Raw genomic sequence first — 16632 nt, forward strand, 5'->3', positions numbered from 1 at the left:
GGGTCCTCGCGGCTGCTACATTCCCGGTGCCGCCCGCCCGACGGGCAACATTGCCCGTATTTGCCGCCTTCTTCGCCATGTCCGCCCCTTCGCGCAGTCGCCTGTCCCTCTACCTTGACCTGATCCGTTTGAACCGGCCGGCCGGCTGGCTGGTCTGCCTGTGGCCCACCTTGAGCGCGCTGTGGATTGCCTCGGATGGTTTTCCGGGCTGGCACCTGCTGGCGGTGTTCGTGCTGGGCACCTTTCTCATGCGCAGCGCCGGCTGCTGCGTGAACGATGTGGCCGACCGTGACTTCGACCGCCATGTCAAGCGCACGGCGGCGCGGCCCGTGACCACCGGGGCCATTTCCGTCAAGGAGGCGCTGACCCTGGGCGCCGTGCTCGCGCTGGTGTCCTTCGGCCTGGTGCTGACCACCAATGCGGCGGCCATCGCCTGGTCCGTGCCCGCCGTGCTGGTGGCCATTGCCTACCCGTTTTCCAAGCGCGTGATTTCCATGCCACAGGCGGTGCTGGGCATTGCCTTCAATTTTGGCATCGTGATCGCTTTCGCCGCCGTGCAGGGCCAGGTGCCCGCCGTGGCCTGGTGGATGTGGCTCGGAAACCTGTTCTGGGTGCTGGCCTATGACACCGAGTACGCCATGGTCGACCGCGACGACGACCTGAAGATCGGCATCAAGACCTCGGCCATCACCCTGGGCCGTTTCGATGTGGCGGCCATCGTGCTATTCTACCTGCTGTTCCTGGTCATCTGGGGCGTGGCGCTTGCGCCCTATGCCCTGGGTCCGGTGTACTGGCTGGCCACGGCCGCAGCCCTGGCGCAGGGTGTCTGGCATTGGACGCTGATCCGCCACCGCACCCGCGAAGGCTGCTTCATCGCCTTCCGCGTCAACCACTGGCTTGGCGCAACGGTGTTTGCCGGCATTGCCGGCAGCTATCTGCTGCGGCAGATGGCGGCCAACTGAATAGCAATCTCCGGGGCTCAGGCCCCGAACTCGTTGCCCAGTTCGTGGGCGCGCTGCTCGGCGGCTTTCATCGCGCGCTCGAAGGCCTCGCCCACGCCATCCTTTTCCATGGACTGCAGGGCTGCATAGGTGGTGCCGCCCTTGGACGTGACGCGCTGGCGCAGCACGGCCGGTGACTCGTCGGAGCGGCGCGCCAGCTCCGAGGCGCCCACGAAGGTGCCCACGGCCAGCTGGTGCGCCTGCTCCGCAGACAGTCCCATGGCCGTGCCCGCGCGCGCCATGGCTTCCAGGAAGTAAAAGACATAGGCCGGGCCCGAGCCCGACAGGGCCGTCACGGCATCGAGCTGCTTTTCGCTGTCCACCCACAGGTACTCGCCGGTGGTGGCCATGATGGCCTGCACGCTCTCGCGCTCGGCCTGCGATACGCCGGGGCGGGCATACAGCGCGCTCATGCCCTTGCCCACCAGGGCCGGGGTGTTGGGCATGGTGCGCACCACGCGCTCGCTGCCGAGCCACTGGGCGATGCTGTCCGAGCGGATGCCGGCGGCCACGCTCAGGTGCAGGGCGTCCTCTGTGTGCGCGCGGGTCTGGGCAGCCGCGTCCTTGAACGTCTGGGGCTTCACGGCCCAGACCACGATGCGGGCGCGCTGCAGGGCCGGGCCAGCCTCGGGCTGGGCCTCCAGACCATAGTTCTTGAGCAAGGCGCCCCGCGCCTCGGCCCAGGGCTCGACCACCTCGATCTGGCTGGCCGGGTGCCCCTGGCGGATCAGGCCGCCGATGATGGCGCTGGCCATGTTGCCGCCGCCGATGAAGGCGATCACGGGAAGGGATGAGGGTGCGGTGGTCTGGCTCATGGTGTGCAGTCGGAAGAACGAAGACAAGGGAACGGCAGGGGCATGATGGTAGCCGCCCCGCCGAACTCCGGGGCCTTCATTCCAGTGTGGCCTGGCGCACGGCCAGCTCCCAGCGCTCCATGAGTTCCTGCGCGCGCGCCTTGCCCAGAGTGGGCACGAAGCGCCGTTCGGCCCGCCACAGCTGCGAGAGCTCGGTCGTGCTGCCGTACACGCCGCTCGACAGGCCTGCAAGATAGGCAGCACCCAGGGCGGTGGTCTCGATCACGGCGGGGCGCACCACGGGGATGCCCAGCAGGTCGGCCTGGAACTGCATCAGCAGGTCGTTGATGCAGGCCCCGCCATCCACGCGCAGCTCGCTCACCGGGGCGCCTCCGGCGGCCACGGCGTCGCGGCTCATGGCCAGCAGCAGGGCGGCGCTCTGGTAGGCGATGCTTTCGAGCGCGGCGCGCGCGATGTGGCCCAGGGTGGAGCCGCGCGTGAGGCCGGTGATGGTGCCGCGCGCATCGGGCTTCCAGTACGGGGCGCCCAGGCCGGTGAAGGCCGGCACCATCATCACGCCGCCCGAGTCGGGCACGCTCTGGGCGAGCGACTCGACCTCGCCGCTGGTGGAGATGGCGCGCAGGCCGTCGCGCAGCCACTGAACCACGGCGCCGCCGACGAAGACACTGCCTTCCATGGCGAACTCGGTCTGTGCGCTGGCCTGGGCCGCGCTGGTGGTGAGCAGGCCGTTCTGCGAGGTCTGGAAGGTGGTGCCCGTGTGCATGAGCATGAAGCAGCCCGTGCCATAGGTGTTCTTGGCCATGCCCGCGCCAAAGCAGGCCTGACCGAACAGCGCGCTCTGCTGGTCGCCTGCCACGCCGCCCACGCGGATGGCGTGGCCCAGCAGGTCGGGGGCCACGTCGCAGAAATGCGAGCTCGATGGCTGCACGCTGGGCATCAGCGATTTGGGAATGCGCAGCAGCGCCAGCAGCTCATCGTCCCACTGGTTGGTGTGCACGTTGAACAGCATGGTCCGCGAGGCATTGCTCACATCGGTCACATGCACCTCGCCATGCGTGAGCTGCCACATGAGCCAGCTGTCCACCGTGCCGAAGGCCAGCTCGCCGCGCTCGGCCTGGTCGCGTGCGCCGGGCACGTGGTCCAGCAGCCACTGCAGCTTGGTGCCTGAAAAATAGGCATCGATCAGCAGGCCGGTCTTGGCCTGGATGGTCCCGGCCTTGCCTTGCTCGCGCAGCGCGGCGCAGGCCGGCTCGGCCCGGCGGTCCTGCCAGACGATGGCATGGTGCACGGGCTGGCCGGTCTGGCGGTTCCACAGCACGGTTGTCTCGCGCTGGTTGGTGATGCCCACGGCGCGGATGGCGCTGGCCTGGAGGTTCGCCTTCTCCAACGCCTCGCGGGCCGTGGCCAGCTGGGTGCGCCAGATCTCCATGGGGTCGTGTTCCACCCAGCCGGGCTGGGGGTAGATCTGGGGCAGCTCGCGCTGGGCCTGGGCCACGATGTGGCCCAACTCGTCAAAGACGATGCTGCGGGAGCTGGAAGTGCCTTGGTCGAGTGCAAGCAGGTAGGTCATGGCAAACAAGGATAAGTCAGGCGGCCACGGTGCAGATCACCTCGGCGTCCTGGAGCAGTACAGGGAAGGGCTCGGGCGGCGGCGCATCGGTGAACAGCCGGTCGATCTGCTGCAGGGTGGCCAGTTGCACCATGGCCGGGCGGTTGAACTTGCTGTGATCGGCCGCCAGCCAGACCTCGCGCGACTGGGCAATGATGGTCTGCGCCACCTTCACCTCGCGGTAGTCGAAGTCGCGCAGCGAGCCGTCGGGCTCGATGCCCGAAATGCCGATGAGCGCGATGTCCACGCGGAACTGGCGAATGAAGTCCACCGCCGCCTCGCCCACGATGCCGCGGTCGCGCGTGCGCACCACCCCGCCGGCCACGATCACCTCGCATTCGGGGTTGCCGCTCAGGATGGCGGCCACATTCAGGTTGTTGGTGATCACGCGCAGGCCGCGGTGGTGCAGCAGCGCCTTCGCGATGGCTTCGGTGGTGGTGCCGATGTTCAGGATCAGCGAGCAGTCGTTGGGTACCTGCTCGGCCACTGCGCGTGCAATGCGCGCCTTGCCCTCGGCATGCAGGGTTTCGCGCTGCGTGTGGGCCAGGTTCTCCACGGTGGAGCTGGGCACTCGCACCCCGCCGTGAAAGCGCGTGAGCAGGCCCGATTCCGCCAGGCGCTGCACGTCGCGGCGCACCGTCTGCAGGGTCACGCCCAGGGTCTCGGCCAGCTGTTCGACGCTGGCGGATTTGCGCGCGCGCACTTCTTCAAGGAGCAGGAGTTGTCGGGGGTTGGTATTCACGCGAATGGATCAGCAAGAAGGACGCCAGTAGTGGATGTACTTTAAATGGAACAAAAAGGAACCCGTTAAGGGTAAACCTTGATTTGAAACGATCACAAAAGAACAAGAATGAACGCAATCGAAAACAAACGACCGCTGTGCGCTTGCGTCAGCGGTTTGGCACAACAGGCCCCTCGAGGGGCACTATGGAAAGGCATGCGTGATGCAGCTGGCACTGGACAGCATCAGCAAGAGGGTGGGGGCGCAGACCTGGCTCCATGGCATGAGCATGGCGCTGCACAGCGGCGCCGTGACGGTGCTGCTGGGCGCCACGCAAGCCGGCAAGACCAGCCTGATGCGCATCATGGCCGGGCTCGACACGCCCACCGCCGGCACCGTGCGGGTGGACGGTGCGGACGTGACCGGCGTGCCGGTGCGCGAGCGCAACGTGGCCATGGTCTACCAGCAGTTCATCAACTACCCCTCGATGAAGGTGGCGGACAACATCGCCTCGCCGCTCAAGCTGCGCGGCGAAAAGAACATCGACACCCGGGTGCGCGAGATCGCCGCCCGCCTGCACATCGAGATGTTCCTCGACCGCTACCCGGCCGAGCTCTCGGGCGGGCAGCAGCAGCGTGTGGCGCTGGCGCGGGCCCTGGCCAAGGGCGCGCCGCTGATGCTGCTCGACGAGCCGCTGGTGAACCTGGACTACAAGCTGCGCGAAGAGCTGCGTGAAGAGCTGACCCAGCTGTTCGCCGCCGGCCAATCCACGGTGGTCTATGCCACCACCGAGCCGGGCGAGGCCCTGCTGCTGGGCGGCTACACCGCCGTACTCGACGAAGGCCGCCTGCTGCAGTATGGCCCCACGGCCGAGGTGTTCCATGCCCCCAATTCGCTGCGCGTGGCGCGTGCCTTCAGCGACCCGCCCATGAACCTGATCGCGGCCACCGTGGCAGCGCAAGGCGTGCAATTGCAAGGCGGGGCCACGCTGGCCATCCCGCTGCCAGAGGGTACGGCGGCCGGCGCTGTTACCGTCGGCGTGCGCGCCAGCGCACTGCGCGTGCAGGCCCGCCCCGGCGATGTGGGCGTGAACGGCACGGTGGAGCTGGCCGAGATCTCGGGCTCGGACACCTTCGTGCATGCCTCCACCCCCTGGGGCGACCTGGTGGCACAGCTCACCGGGGTGCATTACTTTGAACTGGGAACGCCCCTGGCGCTGCACCTGGACCCGGCGCAGGCCTATGTGTTCGGGGTCGATGGCCGGTTGGTATGGGCGCCCGCGCGCCTGGGAGGGCGTTGAAAATGAAGCACCCCCTGAGTCGCTTCGCGCCTTCCCCCTCTCTCGACTCGCTGCGCGATTCGGGAGGGGGACGCCCCCAGTGCGGCGGGGCGGCCCTTGCACGGGGGCACTGGCCTTGGCTGTGCCAGTTTCGTGGCCCGCGGGTGGCGCGCTGCGCTATGGAGAACTGAGATGGCACACATTCGCCTGGACCTGGCGCATTCCTACAAACCCAACCCGCAGCAGGACGGCGACTACGCGCTGCTGCCCCTGAAAATGGAGTTCGAGGACGGCGGCGCCTACGCCCTGCTCGGCCCCTCGGGCTGCGGCAAGACGACCATGCTCAACATCATGTCGGGCCTGCTCGTGCCCTCGCATGGCAAGGTGCTGTTCGATGGCCGTGACGTGACACGCGCCAGCCCGCAGGAGCGCAACATCGCCCAGGTGTTCCAGTTCCCCGTGATCTACGACACCATGACGGTGGCCGAGAACCTGGCCTTCCCGCTGCGCAACCGCAAGGTGCCCGAAGACCAGATCAAGCAGCGCGTGGGCGTGATCGCCGAGATGCTGGAGATGAGTGGCCAGCTCAACCAGCGCGCGGCGGGCCTGGCGGCCGACGCCAAGCAGAAGATCTCGCTGGGCCGCGGCCTGGTGCGCTCGGACGTGGCGGCCGTGCTGTTCGACGAGCCGCTCACGGTGATCGACCCGCACCTGAAGTGGCAGCTGCGCCGCAAGCTCAAGCAGATCCACCACGAGCTCAAGCTCACGCTCATCTACGTGACGCACGACCAGGTCGAGGCGCTGACCTTTGCCGACCAGGTGGTGGTGATGACGCGCGGCCGTGCCGTGCAGGTGGGCTCGGCCGATGCGCTGTTCGAGCGCCCCGCGCACGTGTTCGTGGGCCATTTCATCGGCTCGCCGGGCATGAACTTCCTGCCCGCGCAGCGCGATGGAAGCAACCTCTCGGTGGCCGGGCACCGCCTGTCGGCGCCCGTGGGCCGCACGCTGCCCGAAGGCGCCCTGCAGGTGGGCATACGGCCGGAGTACCTGGCCCTGGCCGAGCCAGAACAGCCGGGCGCCTTGCCTTGCACGGTGGTGCAGGTGCAGGACATCGGCACCTACCTGATGCTCACCGCCCGGGTGGGCGAGCACACGCTCAAGGCACGCTTTGCGCCGGAGACCCGCTTGCCATCGACCGGTGACACGGCGTGGCTGCAGGTGCTGGGAACGCACACCTGCTTCTACCAGAACGAACAATTGCTGGCTGCGGAGGTCACCCCATGAGCACCACGACCAAGCCGGTGAACCAGAAGGCCTGGTTCCTGATCCTGCCGGTCATCATCTGCGTGGCCTTCTCGGCCATCCTGCCACTGATGACGGTGGTGAACTACTCGGTGCAGGACATCATCTCGCCCGAGCGGCGCGTTTTCGTCGGCACCGAATGGTTTGCCGCCGTGATGCGCGACGAGGAGCTGCACGCCGCGCTGTGGCGCCAGATCACCTTTTCGCTGGCAGTGCTGGCGGTGGAGATTCCGCTGGGCATCATGCTGGCGCTGTCCATGCCCGCGCAGGGCTGGAAGTCGTCGGCCGTGCTGGTGGTGGTGGCCCTGTCGCTGCTGATCCCCTGGAACGTGGTGGGCACCATCTGGCAGATCTACGGCCGCGCCGACATCGGGCTCATGGGCCGCATGCTGCAGGAGATCGGCATCGAGTACAGCTACACCGGCAATGCCACGCAGGCCTGGCTCACGGTGCTGCTGATGGACGTGTGGCACTGGACTCCGCTGGTGGCGCTGCTGGCCTTCGCCGGGCTGCGCTCCATTCCCGACGCCTACTACCAGGCGGCGCGCATCGACGGGGCCAGCAAGTTCGCGGTGTTCCGCTACATCCAGTTGCCCAAGATGCGCGGCGTGCTGATGATCGCGGTGCTGCTGCGCTTCATGGACAGTTTCATGATCTACACCGAGCCCTTCGTGCTCACGGGCGGCGGGCCGGGCAATGCCACCACCTTCCTGAGCCAGTACCTGACGACGAAGGCCGTGGGCCAGTTCGATCTGGGCCCGGCGGCGGCGTTCTCGCTGATCTACTTCTTCATCATCCTGCTTCTGTGCTTCATCCTCTACAACTGGATGCAGCGCGTAGGCACCGCCAGCAACGAAGGGGCCGGCCATGAATGAAAAACGCTTCCACAAGCGGTCGCTGTTCCTGATCGCCTATCTGATTTTCGCCGTGTTGCCCATCTACTGGATGATCAACATGAGCTTCAAGACGAATGCGGAGATCCTGTCCTCGTTTTCGTTCTTTCCCCAGCACTTCACCTGGGACAACTACAGGACCATTTTCACCGACGAATCCTGGTACTCGGGCTACATCAACAGCCTGATCTACGTGGGCATCAACACGGTGATCTCGCTCACCGTGGCGCTGCCGGCAGCCTATGCCTTCTCGCGCTACCAGTTCATGGGCGACAAGCATGTGTTCTTCTGGCTGCTGACCAACCGCATGACGCCGCCTGCCGTGTTTCTGCTGCCCTTCTTTCAGCTGTACACCACGGTGGGGCTGATGGACACACACATCGCCGTCGCGCTGGCCCACCTGTTGTTCAACGTGCCGTTGGCGGTGTGGATCCTGGAGGGCTTCATGAGCGGCATCCCGCGCGAGATCGACGAGACCGCCTACATCGACGGCTACAGCTTCCCGCGCTTCTTCGTGACCATCTTCCTGCCTCTGATCAAGGCCGGCGTGGGCGTGGCAGCGTTCTTCTGCTTCATGTTCAGCTGGGTGGAGCTGCTGCTGGCGCGCACGCTGACCAGTGTGAACGCCAAGCCCATCGTGGCCACCATGACGCGCACCGTGAGCGCCTCGGGCATGGACTGGGCAACACTGGCCGCGGCCGGCGTGCTCACCATCGTACCGGGCGCCATCGTGATCTGGTTTGTGCGGCACTACATCGCGAAGGGTTTCGCGATGGGCCGCGTTTAAGAAGGAGCTGCCATGTTCGAGTGGATGGCCTGGACCCTGCCGGTGGCGGTGTTCTTCACGTGCATCGTGCTGATGCTGGCTGGCATGGCGGTGTGGGAGTTCAAGTCCCCCACCACGATGCGCAAGGGCTTTCTGCCCCTGGAAACAACGCGCGGCGACCGCCTGTTCATCGGGCTGCTGTCGGCGGCCTACGTGAACCTGATCTTCGTGGGCGTGAGCGGCAAGCTCGCGCAGTGGTTTGAGCTGGGCGAGGACCCGTCGATCTGGTTCAGCTTCGTGCTGTCCATGCTGCTGCTCGGCCTGATCATGCGCAAAGGCTGAAGGCGCCCTGGAAATGTTCCCGTTGCACGGCTCAAACCTTCCCCGGAGCCGGGCGACCCTTGTGTATCCAATGGGGAGATGACTATGAGGAGACAGGCACTATGAAGACGCGGTATACAGCGCTGGCACTGGCGGTAGCAGTCGTGACCGGGCAGTCGGCCATGGCGGGCGAGGCCGAAGCCAAGAAGTGGGTCGACAGTGAGTTCCAGCCTTCCACGCTGAGCAAGGACCAGCAGATGGCCGAGATGAAGTGGTTCATCGATGCTGCCAAGAAGCTCCAGGGCAAGGGGGTCAAGGAGATCTCCGTGGTCTCCGAGACCATCACCACCCACGAATACGAATCCAAGACCCTGGCCAAGGCCTTCGAGGAGATCACGGGCATCAAGGTCAAGCACGACCTGATCCAGGAAGGCGACGTGGTCGAGAAGCTGCAGACCTCGATGCAGTCGGGCAAGTCGATCTATGACGGCTGGATTTCCGACTCGGACCTGATCGGTACCCACTACCGCTACGGCAAGATGATGAACCTGACCGACTACATGGCAGGCGACGGCAAGGAGTGGACCAACCCCGGTCTGGATCTCAAGGACTTCATCGGCACCAAGTTCACCACGGCGCCCGATGGCAAGCTCTACCAGTTGCCCGACCAGCAGTTCGCCAACCTCTACTGGTTCCGCGCCGACTTGTTTGACCGCAAGGACATCAAGGACAAGTTCAAGGCCAAGTACGGCTACGACCTTGGCGTGCCGCTCAACTGGAGCGCCTACGAGGACATCGCCGAGTTCTTCACCAACGACGTGAAGACCATCGATGGCAAGGCCATCTATGGCCACATGGACTACGGCAAGAAGGACCCGTCGCTGGGCTGGCGCTTCACCGATGCCTGGCTGTCCATGGCCGGCACGGCCGACATCGGCGCGCCCAATGGCCTGCCGATCGACGAATGGGGCATCCGCGTGGCCGACGACAAGTGCACGCCCGTGGGCGCCTCGGTGGCCCGCGGCGGCGCGACCAATTCGCCCGCCGCCGTCTACGCGCTGACCAAGTACGTGGACTGGATGAAGAAGTACGCGCCCAAGGAAGCCACGGGCATGACCTTCGGCGAAGCCGGCCCCGTGCCGGCCCAGGGCCAGATCGCCCAGCAGATCTTCTGGTACACCGCCTTCACGGCCGACATGGTCAAGCCCGGCCTGCCCGTGGTGAACGCCGACGGCACGCCCAAGTGGCGCATGGCCCCCGGCCCGAACGGCCCGTACTGGAAGCAGGGCATGCAGAACGGCTACCAGGACGTGGGCTCGTGGTCCTTCTTCAAGGGCCATGACGCCAACAAGACCGCTGCAGCCTGGCTCTACGCCCAGTTCGTGACGGCCAAGACCACCTCGCTCAAGAAGACCCTGGTGGGCCTGACGCCGATACGCGAAAGCGACATCCAGTCCAAGGCCATGACGGACGCTGCCCCCAAGCTCGGTGGCCTGGTGGAGTTCTACCGCAGCCCGGCCCGCGTCGCATGGTCGCCCACCGGCACCAACGTGCCCGACTACCCCAAGCTGGCCCAGCTGTGGTGGAAGAACGTGGCCCAGGCCGTCACGGGTGAAAAGACCCCCCAGGGCGCCATGGACACGCTGGCCGACGAGATGGACCAGGTGATGGCCCGCCTGGAGCGCGCCGGCATGGCCCACTGCGCGCCCAAGCTCAACCCCAAGAGCGCACCCACCAAGTGGCTGAGCGACAAGCAGGCCCCTTGGGCCAAGCTGGCCAATGAGAAGCCGAAGGGCGAAACCATTGCCTACGACAAGCTGCTGCAGGCTTGGAAGGACGGCAAGGCGCGCTGAGCGCCCAGGCCTCTGGCGGCCGGTCCTCTGTCCATCTATCCATAGACGGCCGGCCGCCATTTTTTCTCCTCCGCACCTGCGGGCTCGGGAGGCCCACCAGGCCAATCCGCCCCGCAGGTGTCAAGAATTCAGGGTTTACCCTAGCCCAGCCCCCGTGCCTGTGGACAATCAGCACCTATGACCCACGCTTTCGCTCCCCTGCCCACGCGGCGCTCCGACCTCCTTGACCGCCTTGCCGCGCCGCACCAGTACGACCTGGCCGTGATCGGGGGCGGGGCGACGGGCCTCGGTGTGGCGCTGGACGCGGCGGCCCGGGGCTTCAGCGTGGTGCTGGTCGATTCGCACGATTTTGCCAAGGGAACCTCCTCGCGTGCCACCAAACTGGTGCACGGAGGCGTGCGCTACCTGGCCCAGGGGAACATCGCGCTGGTGCGCGAGGCCCTGCACGAGCGCACGACGCTGCTCAACAACGCCCCCCACCTGGCCCAGCCCCTGGCCTTCGTCATGCCGTCCTACAAGGTGTGGGAGACGCCGTTCTACGGCATCGGCCTGATGATGTACGACGCCCTGGCCGGCAAGGCGGGCCTGGGGTCCACCCAGTTCCTGGGCCGCGCCAAGACGCTGCAATGCCTGCCCAACGCCCGCCAGGACGGACTCAAGGGCGGCGTGAAGTACTGGGATGGCCAGTTCGACGATGCCCGCCTGGCGCTGGCCCTGGCCCGCACGGCGGCCGCCAAGGGTGCGCTGCTGGTCAATTACTGCCCGGCGACCTCGCTGGTCCATGACAACGGCAAGGTGGCCGGCTTCGTCTGCGAAGACAGCGCCAGCGGCCGCCAGTTCACCGTGCGCGCCAAGGCCGTGGTCAACGCCACCGGTGTCTGGGTGGATGCCCTGCGCCAGATGGATGGCGACGCCATCGGCCGCCCTGTCAAGCCCATCGTGGCGCCCAGCCAGGGCGTGCACATCGTGGTGGACCGCGAATTCCTGCCCTCCGACCATGCCCTGATGGTGCCCAAGACGGCCGACGGCCGGGTGCTGTTTGCCGTGCCGTGGCTGGGCAAGCTCATTTTGGGCACCACCGACAGCCCGCGCCAGGACGTGGTGCGCGAGCCCCTGGCCTTCAAGGAAGAGGTGGCCTTCATCCTCGACGAGGCGGCCCGCTACCTCACCCGGGCCCCCAAGGTGGCCGACATCCGCAGCATCTGGGTGGGCCTGCGCCCCCTGGTCAAGCCGCAGGACGACGACGGTGACAACACCAAGAAGATCAGCCGCGAGCACACCGTGCTGGCCAGCAAGAGCGGCCTGGTGACCGTGACCGGAGGCAAATGGACGACCTACCGCGCCATGGCCGAGGACGTGTTGCAAAAATGCTTCACCGTAGGCCTGCTGCCGGAGACGGCCGCCGGCGTCACCAACCGCCTGCCCCTGGTGGGCACGCCCGCCGAGTCGGTGCGCCACCGCATCAGCGACGCCCAGGGCTTGCATTCCTACGGGGGTGAGGCCTCGTGCGTGCAGGCGCTGCCGGGCCCAGGGGTGGACCTGGGTGGCGGCCTGACCGAGGCCATGGTGCGCTTTGCCGCACGCTTCGAGTACGCCTGCACGGTCGAGGATGTGCTGGCCCGCCGCTCGCGCATGCTGTTCCTGGACGCCCGCCAGGCCATCGCCAGCGCCCCTGCGGTGGCGGCCCTCCTGCAGGAGGAACTGGGCGCCGATCCACAACTGGATGCGTTTTTGTCACTTGCCGAGCAATATTTGCACGCGCCAGTGTGATAGGCACTTGACTTCGCCTTGTGCTTTGGCAATAATCGAGGGCTTCGCGTTTCCTACGTGAAGTTTCTGCCCAGCGGGAAGTGCTGCAAATGGTTTGCGGTTCGGACGACGGGCCCAAGACTGACTGGCTGATCTGCAGCCCTTGAGAAGTTCTCTGGGGCCGTGGTCTTCTGGTGCAAGTTGGGAATATTGAAATGATCCAGACAGAATCTCGGTTAGAGGTTGCCGACAATACCGGCGCCAAGTCCGTCCTTTGCATCAAGGTGCTGGGTGGCTCGAAGCGTCGCTATGCAAGCGTTGGCGACATCATCAAAGTGAGCATCAAAGAAGCCGCTCCGCGTGGCCGCGTCAAAAAAGGCGAGGTTTACAGCGCAGTGGTCGTTCGCACCGCAAAGGGTATCCGCCGCGGTGATGGCTCGCTCGTCAAATTCGACGGCAACGCAGCAGTGTTGCTGAATGCAAAGTTGGAGCCTATCGGCACCCGCATCTTTGGACCCGTGACGCGTGAACTGCGTAACGAAAAGTTCATGAAGATCGTGTCCCTGGCTCCTGAAGTTCTCTAAGGACGCGCCATGAACAAGATTCGCAAGGGCGACGAAATCATCGTGCTGACAGGGCGCGACAAGGGCAAGCGCGGCACGGTGTCGTCGCGCAAGGACGATTCCTATGTGCTGATCGACGGTATCAACGTCGTCAAGAAGCACGCCAAGCCGAACCCCATGAAGGGTACGACGGGCGGCATCGTTGAAAAGTCCATGCCTATTCACCAGTCCAACGTAGCCATCTTCAATGCGGCTACCGGCAAGGCTGATCGTGTGGGCATCAAGGTGCAGGCAGACGGCGCACGCATTCGCGTGTACAAGTCCAGCGGCGCTGAAATCAAGGTGGCCTAAGGGGCAAACATGGCACGACTCCAAGAAATCTACCGCGACAAGATCGCTCCCGAACTGATCAAACAGTTCGGCTACACCTCGCCCATGCAGGTTCCCCGTCTGACCAAGATCACGCTCAACATGGGTGTGAGCGAGGCAGTCTCGGACAAGAAGGTGATGGACAACGCCGTGGCGGACCTGACCAAGATCGCTGGTCAAAAGCCCGTGGTCACCAAGGCCAAGAAAGCTATCGCCGGTTTCAAGATCCGCGAAGGCCAGGCCATCGGTTGCATGGTCACGCTGCGTGGCGTGCAGATGTATGAGTTCCTGGACCGTTTCGTGACCGTGGCTCTGCCCCGCGTTCGTGACTTCCGTGGTATCTCCGGTCGCGCTTTCGACGGCCGTGGCAACTACAACATCGGCGTCAAGGAACAGATCATTTTCCCTGAAATTGAATACGACAAGGTTGACGCCTTGCGTGGTCTCAATATCAGCATCACCACGACGGCCACGTCCGACGAAGAAGCCAAGGCTCTTCTCGCTGGTTTCCGTTTCCCGTTCAAGAACTGAGGCAGGGTATGGCTAAAGTAGCTTTGATCCAGCGCGAACTGAAGCGCGAAAAACTGGCCGCCAAGTACGCAACGAAGTATGCGGAACTGAAGGCGATTGCCGGTGACGCCAAGCGCAGCGACGAAGAGCGTGATGCAGCCCGCCTGGGCCTGCAGAAGCTTCCCCGCAATGCGAACCCCACGCGCCAGCGCAACCGTTGCGAAATCACCGGTCGTCCGCGCGGTACCTTCCGTCAATTCGGTCTGGCCCGCGCCAAGATCCGTGAACTGGCTTTTGCAGGCGACATCCCCGGTGTCACCAAGGCCAGCTGGTAAGCAGGCAGGAGAATTACAACATGAGCATGAGTGATCCTATCGCTGACTTGCTGACCCGCATCCGTAATGCACAGATGGTCGCCAAAGCCACGGTTCTGGTGCCTTCTTCCAAAGTGAAGATTGCCATCGCCCAGGTGCTGAAGGACGAGGGTTATATCGACGGATTCCAGGTCAAGACCGAATCCGGCAAGTCCGAACTCGAAATCGCCCTGAAGTACTACGCAGGTCGCCCGGTGATTGAGCGCATCGAGCGCGTCAGCCGCCCTGGCCTGCGTGTCTACAAAGGCTACGATTCCATCCCGCAAGTCCAGAACGGTCTTGGTGTGGCAATTGTCACCACCCCCAAGGGCGTGATGACCGATCGCAAGGCGCGCGCTACCGGTGTCGGTGGCGAAGTGCTCTGCTACGTGGCCTAACCCGCGACATTGAGGAGAAACTGAAATGTCCCGAGTAGGAAAAATGCCCGTGACCATCCCCGCTGGCGTGGATGTGTCCGTTAAAGCCGACCAGATCTCTGTCAAGGGTACTGGTGGTGTTCTGTCGCTGGCGCAAAACGTGCTGGTGAAGGTGTCGAGCAACGACGGCAAGCTCAGCTTTGAGCCTGTCAACGATTCTCGCGAAGCCAATGCCATGAGCGGCACGATCCGCCAACTCGTCAACAACATGGTTGTGGGCGTGAGCAAGGGTTTCGAGAAGAAGCTGACCCTGATCGGCGTGGGCTACAAGGCCGCCGCCTCCGGCGCCAAGCTCAACCTGGCTGTCGGTTATTCGCACCCGGTCAACATCGAGATGCCCGCTGGCATCACGGTGGCCACCCCCACCCCCACGGAAGTGGTTGTGAAGGGTGCCGACCGCCAACGCGTTGGCCAAATTGCCGCTGAGATCCGTGCTGTTCGTCCACCCGAGCCCTACAAGGGCAAGGGCATCCGCTATGCGGACGAGAAGATCACGATCAAAGAGACCAAGAAGAAGTAAGGAGCTGCAACATGTTGACCAAGAAAGAGCAGCGTCTTCGTCGTTCGCGCCAGACCCGTATCCGCATTGCACAGCAAGGCGTGGCCCGTCTGACCGTGAACCGCACGAATCTCCATATTTATGCCAGCGTCATTTCCGGCGACGGCAGCAAGGTGTTGGCAAGCGCCTCCACCGCAGAAGCCGACGTCCGCAAGGAACTCGGTGGTTCGGGCAAGGGCGGCAATGCCGCTGCAGCCACGGCCATCGGCAAGCGCATTGCTGAAAAGGCAAAGGCTGCTGGCGTTGAGAAGGTTGCATTTGATCGCTCAGGCTTTGCCTACCACGGTCGCGTCAAGGCTCTGGCCGACGCAGCCCGTGAAGCTGGCCTGCAGTTCTAAGCGGAGCGGAATACAAAATGGCTAAATTTCAACCCAAAGTGCAAGACGAAGGTCGTGACGACGGTCTGCGCGAAAAAATGATCGCGGTCAACCGCGTCACCAAAGTCGTGAAGGGTGGCCGTATCCTCGGTTTCGCCGCACTGACTGTGGTCGGCGACGGTGACGGCCGCGTGGGCATGGGCAAGGGCAAGTCCAAGGAAGTGCCTGCTGCCGTGCAAAAGGCGATGGAAGAAGCCCGTCGCAACATGGTGAAGGTCACGCTGAAGCACGGCACGATCTTCCACCAGGTGACTGGCCACCACGGCGCTGCACATGTGATGATGGCACCGGCCCCCAAGGGTACCGGCATCATCGCTGGCGGCCCCATGCGCGCTGTCTTCGAAGTGTTGGGCGTGACCGACATCGTGGCCAAGAGCCATGGTTCGTCCAACCCCTACAACATGGTCCGCGCTACTTTTGACGCACTGGTGAACTCCACGACGCCTTCGCAAGTGGCAGCCAAGCGCGGCAAAACGGTCGAAGACATCTTCGCCTGATTGGAAGCTGTAAATGACTACGCAACAAACCGTCAAGATTCAACTGGTGCGCAGCCCTATCGGCACCAAGGAATCGCACCGCGCCACCGTCCGTGGCCTGGGTCTGCGCAAGCTGAACAGCGTCAGCGAACTGCAGGACTCGCCCGAAGTGCGCGGCATGATTAACAAGATCAGCTATCTGGTCAAAGTCCTCTGAGAGATAGATCATGGAACTCAATAGCATCAAGCCCGCAGACGGCGCCAAGCATGCCAAGCGCCGTGTAGGCCGCGGTATCGGCTCCGGTCTGGGCAAGACCGCTGGCCGTGGTCACAAGGGTCAGAAGTCCCGCGCAGGCGGCTACCACAAGGTGGGTTTCGAAGGCGGTCAAATGCCTTTGCAACGTCGCCTGCCAAAGCGCGGCTTCAAGTCGCACCTGCTGCAGTTCAATGCCGAAGTCAACCTGACCGACCTGGAAAAGCTGGGCCTGGCCGAAGTGGACGTGCTTGCCTTGAAGCAAGCCGGCCTGATCGGCGAGCTGGCCAAGGTGGTCAAGGTCATCAAGACCGGTACGCTCACCAAGGCTGTCAAGCTGACGGGTGTTGGCGCTACAGCGGGTGCCAAGGCGGCTATCGAAGCTGCTGGCGGCAGCCTGGCCTGATTTTGGTTCTGAAAGAAGGC

General features: G+C 64.5%; 21 protein-coding genes. 18 read left to right on the forward strand and 3 right to left on the reverse strand.

The features are described from left to right. The first annotated feature begins 77 nt into the window (after positions 1-77). Positions 78-962, forward strand: coding sequence for a 4-hydroxybenzoate octaprenyltransferase (ubiA, locus tag ASE28_RS22495; RefSeq protein ID WP_057268684.1), 885 nt, complete (start codon positions 78-80; stop codon positions 960-962). Between the two features lie 17 nt (positions 963-979). Here ubiA and proC read toward each other — a convergent pair whose 3' ends face one another. The 3 genes from proC to ASE28_RS22510 form a co-directional block, all read right to left on the reverse strand. Next, the gene (gene proC / locus ASE28_RS22500) at positions 980-1816 is read right to left on the reverse strand and encodes a pyrroline-5-carboxylate reductase (protein ID WP_057268552.1); all 837 of its coding nucleotides are present in this window, start codon (positions 1814-1816) and stop codon (positions 980-982) included. 76 nt (positions 1817-1892) lie between these two features. After that, positions 1893-3386 (reverse strand): glycerol kinase GlpK, encoded by a 1494-nt coding sequence (gene glpK, locus ASE28_RS22505; protein WP_057268685.1) that lies wholly within the window; start codon positions 3384-3386, stop codon positions 1893-1895. Positions 3387-3402: 16 nt separating this feature from the next. Then, positions 3403-4167, reverse strand: a complete 765-nt coding sequence (locus ASE28_RS22510; protein WP_057268553.1) for a DeoR/GlpR family DNA-binding transcription regulator — start codon at positions 4165-4167, stop codon at positions 3403-3405. Positions 4168-4369: 202 nt separating this feature from the next. Here ASE28_RS22510 and ASE28_RS22515 point away from each other — a divergent pair, with 202 nt between their 5' ends. The 17 genes from ASE28_RS22515 (at position 4370) to rplO (ending at position 16612) form a co-directional block, all read left to right on the forward strand. Next, positions 4370-5446 carry an ABC transporter ATP-binding protein gene (locus ASE28_RS22515; RefSeq protein ID WP_057268554.1) on the forward strand — a complete coding sequence of 359 codons (1077 nt, stop codon included), beginning with the start codon at positions 4370-4372 and terminating at the stop codon, positions 5444-5446. A 171-nt stretch (positions 5447-5617) separates the two neighbouring features. After that, positions 5618-6709, forward strand: a complete 1092-nt coding sequence (locus ASE28_RS22520; protein WP_057268555.1) for an ABC transporter ATP-binding protein — start codon at positions 5618-5620, stop codon at positions 6707-6709. Further along, the gene (locus tag ASE28_RS22525; RefSeq protein ID WP_057203955.1) at positions 6706-7602 is read left to right on the forward strand and encodes a carbohydrate ABC transporter permease; all 897 of its coding nucleotides are present in this window, start codon (positions 6706-6708) and stop codon (positions 7600-7602) included. Before ASE28_RS22520 ends, ASE28_RS22525 begins: the two co-directional genes overlap by 4 nt. Further along, the gene (locus ASE28_RS22530) at positions 7595-8407 is read left to right on the forward strand and encodes a carbohydrate ABC transporter permease (protein ID WP_057268556.1); all 813 of its coding nucleotides are present in this window, start codon (positions 7595-7597) and stop codon (positions 8405-8407) included. Before ASE28_RS22525 ends, ASE28_RS22530 begins: the two co-directional genes overlap by 8 nt. Positions 8408-8419: 12 nt before the next feature. Then, entirely contained in the window at positions 8420-8728 is a 309-nt protein-coding gene (locus ASE28_RS22535) for a DUF2160 domain-containing protein (protein ID WP_057203957.1), read from the forward strand. Between the two features lie 101 nt (positions 8729-8829). Continuing rightward, the gene (locus tag ASE28_RS22540) at positions 8830-10560 is read left to right on the forward strand and encodes an ABC transporter substrate-binding protein (protein WP_057268557.1); all 1731 of its coding nucleotides are present in this window, start codon (positions 8830-8832) and stop codon (positions 10558-10560) included. Positions 10561-10737: 177 nt separating this feature from the next. Continuing rightward, positions 10738-12330: a glycerol-3-phosphate dehydrogenase/oxidase gene (locus ASE28_RS22545; RefSeq protein ID WP_057268558.1), complete on the forward strand. Its 1593-nt coding sequence runs from the start codon at positions 10738-10740 to the stop codon at positions 12328-12330. A 194-nt stretch (positions 12331-12524) separates the two neighbouring features. Continuing rightward, a complete protein-coding gene (gene rplN, locus ASE28_RS22550; protein ID WP_057203960.1) occupies positions 12525-12893 on the forward strand; it encodes a 50S ribosomal protein L14 in 369 nt (122 codons plus the stop codon). A gap of 9 nt (positions 12894-12902) precedes the next feature. After that, positions 12903-13223: a 50S ribosomal protein L24 gene (gene rplX / locus ASE28_RS22555; RefSeq protein ID WP_057203961.1), complete on the forward strand. Its 321-nt coding sequence runs from the start codon at positions 12903-12905 to the stop codon at positions 13221-13223. A gap of 9 nt (positions 13224-13232) precedes the next feature. Next, positions 13233-13772 (forward strand): 50S ribosomal protein L5, encoded by a 540-nt coding sequence (rplE, locus tag ASE28_RS22560; RefSeq protein ID WP_057203962.1) that lies wholly within the window; start codon positions 13233-13235, stop codon positions 13770-13772. A gap of 8 nt (positions 13773-13780) precedes the next feature. Beyond that, positions 13781-14086, forward strand: coding sequence for a 30S ribosomal protein S14 (gene rpsN, locus ASE28_RS22565; RefSeq protein ID WP_007861712.1), 306 nt, complete (start codon positions 13781-13783; stop codon positions 14084-14086). A gap of 20 nt (positions 14087-14106) precedes the next feature. After that, complete coding sequence (gene rpsH / locus ASE28_RS22570) at positions 14107-14502, forward strand: 30S ribosomal protein S8 (protein ID WP_057203963.1); 396 nt, start codon at positions 14107-14109, stop codon at positions 14500-14502. Positions 14503-14527: 25 nt separating this feature from the next. After that, complete coding sequence (rplF, locus tag ASE28_RS22575) at positions 14528-15061, forward strand: 50S ribosomal protein L6 (protein ID WP_057203964.1); 534 nt, start codon at positions 14528-14530, stop codon at positions 15059-15061. Between the two features lie 11 nt (positions 15062-15072). Next, the gene (gene rplR, locus ASE28_RS22580) at positions 15073-15438 is read left to right on the forward strand and encodes a 50S ribosomal protein L18 (RefSeq protein WP_007861721.1); all 366 of its coding nucleotides are present in this window, start codon (positions 15073-15075) and stop codon (positions 15436-15438) included. Positions 15439-15455: 17 nt separating this feature from the next. After that, positions 15456-15974, forward strand: a complete 519-nt coding sequence (rpsE, locus tag ASE28_RS22585) for a 30S ribosomal protein S5 (RefSeq protein WP_057203965.1) — start codon at positions 15456-15458, stop codon at positions 15972-15974. A gap of 13 nt (positions 15975-15987) precedes the next feature. After that, complete coding sequence (gene rpmD, locus ASE28_RS22590) at positions 15988-16170, forward strand: 50S ribosomal protein L30 (protein WP_007861725.1); 183 nt, start codon at positions 15988-15990, stop codon at positions 16168-16170. A gap of 10 nt (positions 16171-16180) precedes the next feature. Further along, the gene (rplO, locus tag ASE28_RS22595) at positions 16181-16612 is read left to right on the forward strand and encodes a 50S ribosomal protein L15 (RefSeq protein ID WP_057203966.1); all 432 of its coding nucleotides are present in this window, start codon (positions 16181-16183) and stop codon (positions 16610-16612) included. The last annotated feature ends 20 nt before the right edge of the window (positions 16613-16632 follow it).

The organism is Acidovorax sp. Root219, assembly GCF_001428665.1.
In the GTDB taxonomy this organism is placed as follows: Bacteria; Pseudomonadota; Gammaproteobacteria; order Burkholderiales; family Burkholderiaceae_C; genus Acidovorax.

What these genes read in the sequence shown, in the direction of transcription:
- ASE28_RS22530 (WP_057268556.1), top strand. Translation starts at nt 7,595, where the DNA reads ATGAATGAAAAACGCTTCCACAAGCGGTCGCTGTTCCTGATCGCCTAT.
- rplO (WP_057203966.1), top strand. Translation starts at nt 16,181, where the DNA reads ATGGAACTCAATAGCATCAAGCCCGCAGACGGCGCCAAGCATGCCAAG.
- ubiA (WP_057268684.1), top strand. Translation starts at nt 78, where the DNA reads ATGTCCGCCCCTTCGCGCAGTCGCCTGTCCCTCTACCTTGACCTGATC.
- rpmD (WP_007861725.1), top strand. Translation starts at nt 15,988, where the DNA reads ATGACTACGCAACAAACCGTCAAGATTCAACTGGTGCGCAGCCCTATC.
- rplN (WP_057203960.1), top strand. Translation starts at nt 12,525, where the DNA reads ATGATCCAGACAGAATCTCGGTTAGAGGTTGCCGACAATACCGGCGCC.
- rplE (WP_057203962.1), top strand. Translation starts at nt 13,233, where the DNA reads ATGGCACGACTCCAAGAAATCTACCGCGACAAGATCGCTCCCGAACTG.
- glpK (WP_057268685.1), bottom strand. Translation starts at nt 3,386, where the DNA reads ATGACCTACCTGCTTGCACTCGACCAAGGCACTTCCAGCTCCCGCAGC.
- rpsE (WP_057203965.1), top strand. Translation starts at nt 15,456, where the DNA reads ATGGCTAAATTTCAACCCAAAGTGCAAGACGAAGGTCGTGACGACGGT.
- rpsN (WP_007861712.1), top strand. Translation starts at nt 13,781, where the DNA reads ATGGCTAAAGTAGCTTTGATCCAGCGCGAACTGAAGCGCGAAAAACTG.
- ASE28_RS22515 (WP_057268554.1), top strand. Translation starts at nt 4,370, where the DNA reads ATGCAGCTGGCACTGGACAGCATCAGCAAGAGGGTGGGGGCGCAGACC.
- rplF (WP_057203964.1), top strand. Translation starts at nt 14,528, where the DNA reads ATGTCCCGAGTAGGAAAAATGCCCGTGACCATCCCCGCTGGCGTGGAT.
- ASE28_RS22535 (WP_057203957.1), top strand. Translation starts at nt 8,420, where the DNA reads ATGTTCGAGTGGATGGCCTGGACCCTGCCGGTGGCGGTGTTCTTCACG.
- rplR (WP_007861721.1), top strand. Translation starts at nt 15,073, where the DNA reads ATGTTGACCAAGAAAGAGCAGCGTCTTCGTCGTTCGCGCCAGACCCGT.
- ASE28_RS22520 (WP_057268555.1), top strand. Translation starts at nt 5,618, where the DNA reads ATGGCACACATTCGCCTGGACCTGGCGCATTCCTACAAACCCAACCCG.
- ASE28_RS22525 (WP_057203955.1), top strand. Translation starts at nt 6,706, where the DNA reads ATGAGCACCACGACCAAGCCGGTGAACCAGAAGGCCTGGTTCCTGATC.
- proC (WP_057268552.1), bottom strand. Translation starts at nt 1,816, where the DNA reads ATGAGCCAGACCACCGCACCCTCATCCCTTCCCGTGATCGCCTTCATC.
- rplX (WP_057203961.1), top strand. Translation starts at nt 12,903, where the DNA reads ATGAACAAGATTCGCAAGGGCGACGAAATCATCGTGCTGACAGGGCGC.
- ASE28_RS22545 (WP_057268558.1), top strand. Translation starts at nt 10,738, where the DNA reads ATGACCCACGCTTTCGCTCCCCTGCCCACGCGGCGCTCCGACCTCCTT.
- rpsH (WP_057203963.1), top strand. Translation starts at nt 14,107, where the DNA reads ATGAGCATGAGTGATCCTATCGCTGACTTGCTGACCCGCATCCGTAAT.
- ASE28_RS22540 (WP_057268557.1), top strand. Translation starts at nt 8,830, where the DNA reads ATGAAGACGCGGTATACAGCGCTGGCACTGGCGGTAGCAGTCGTGACC.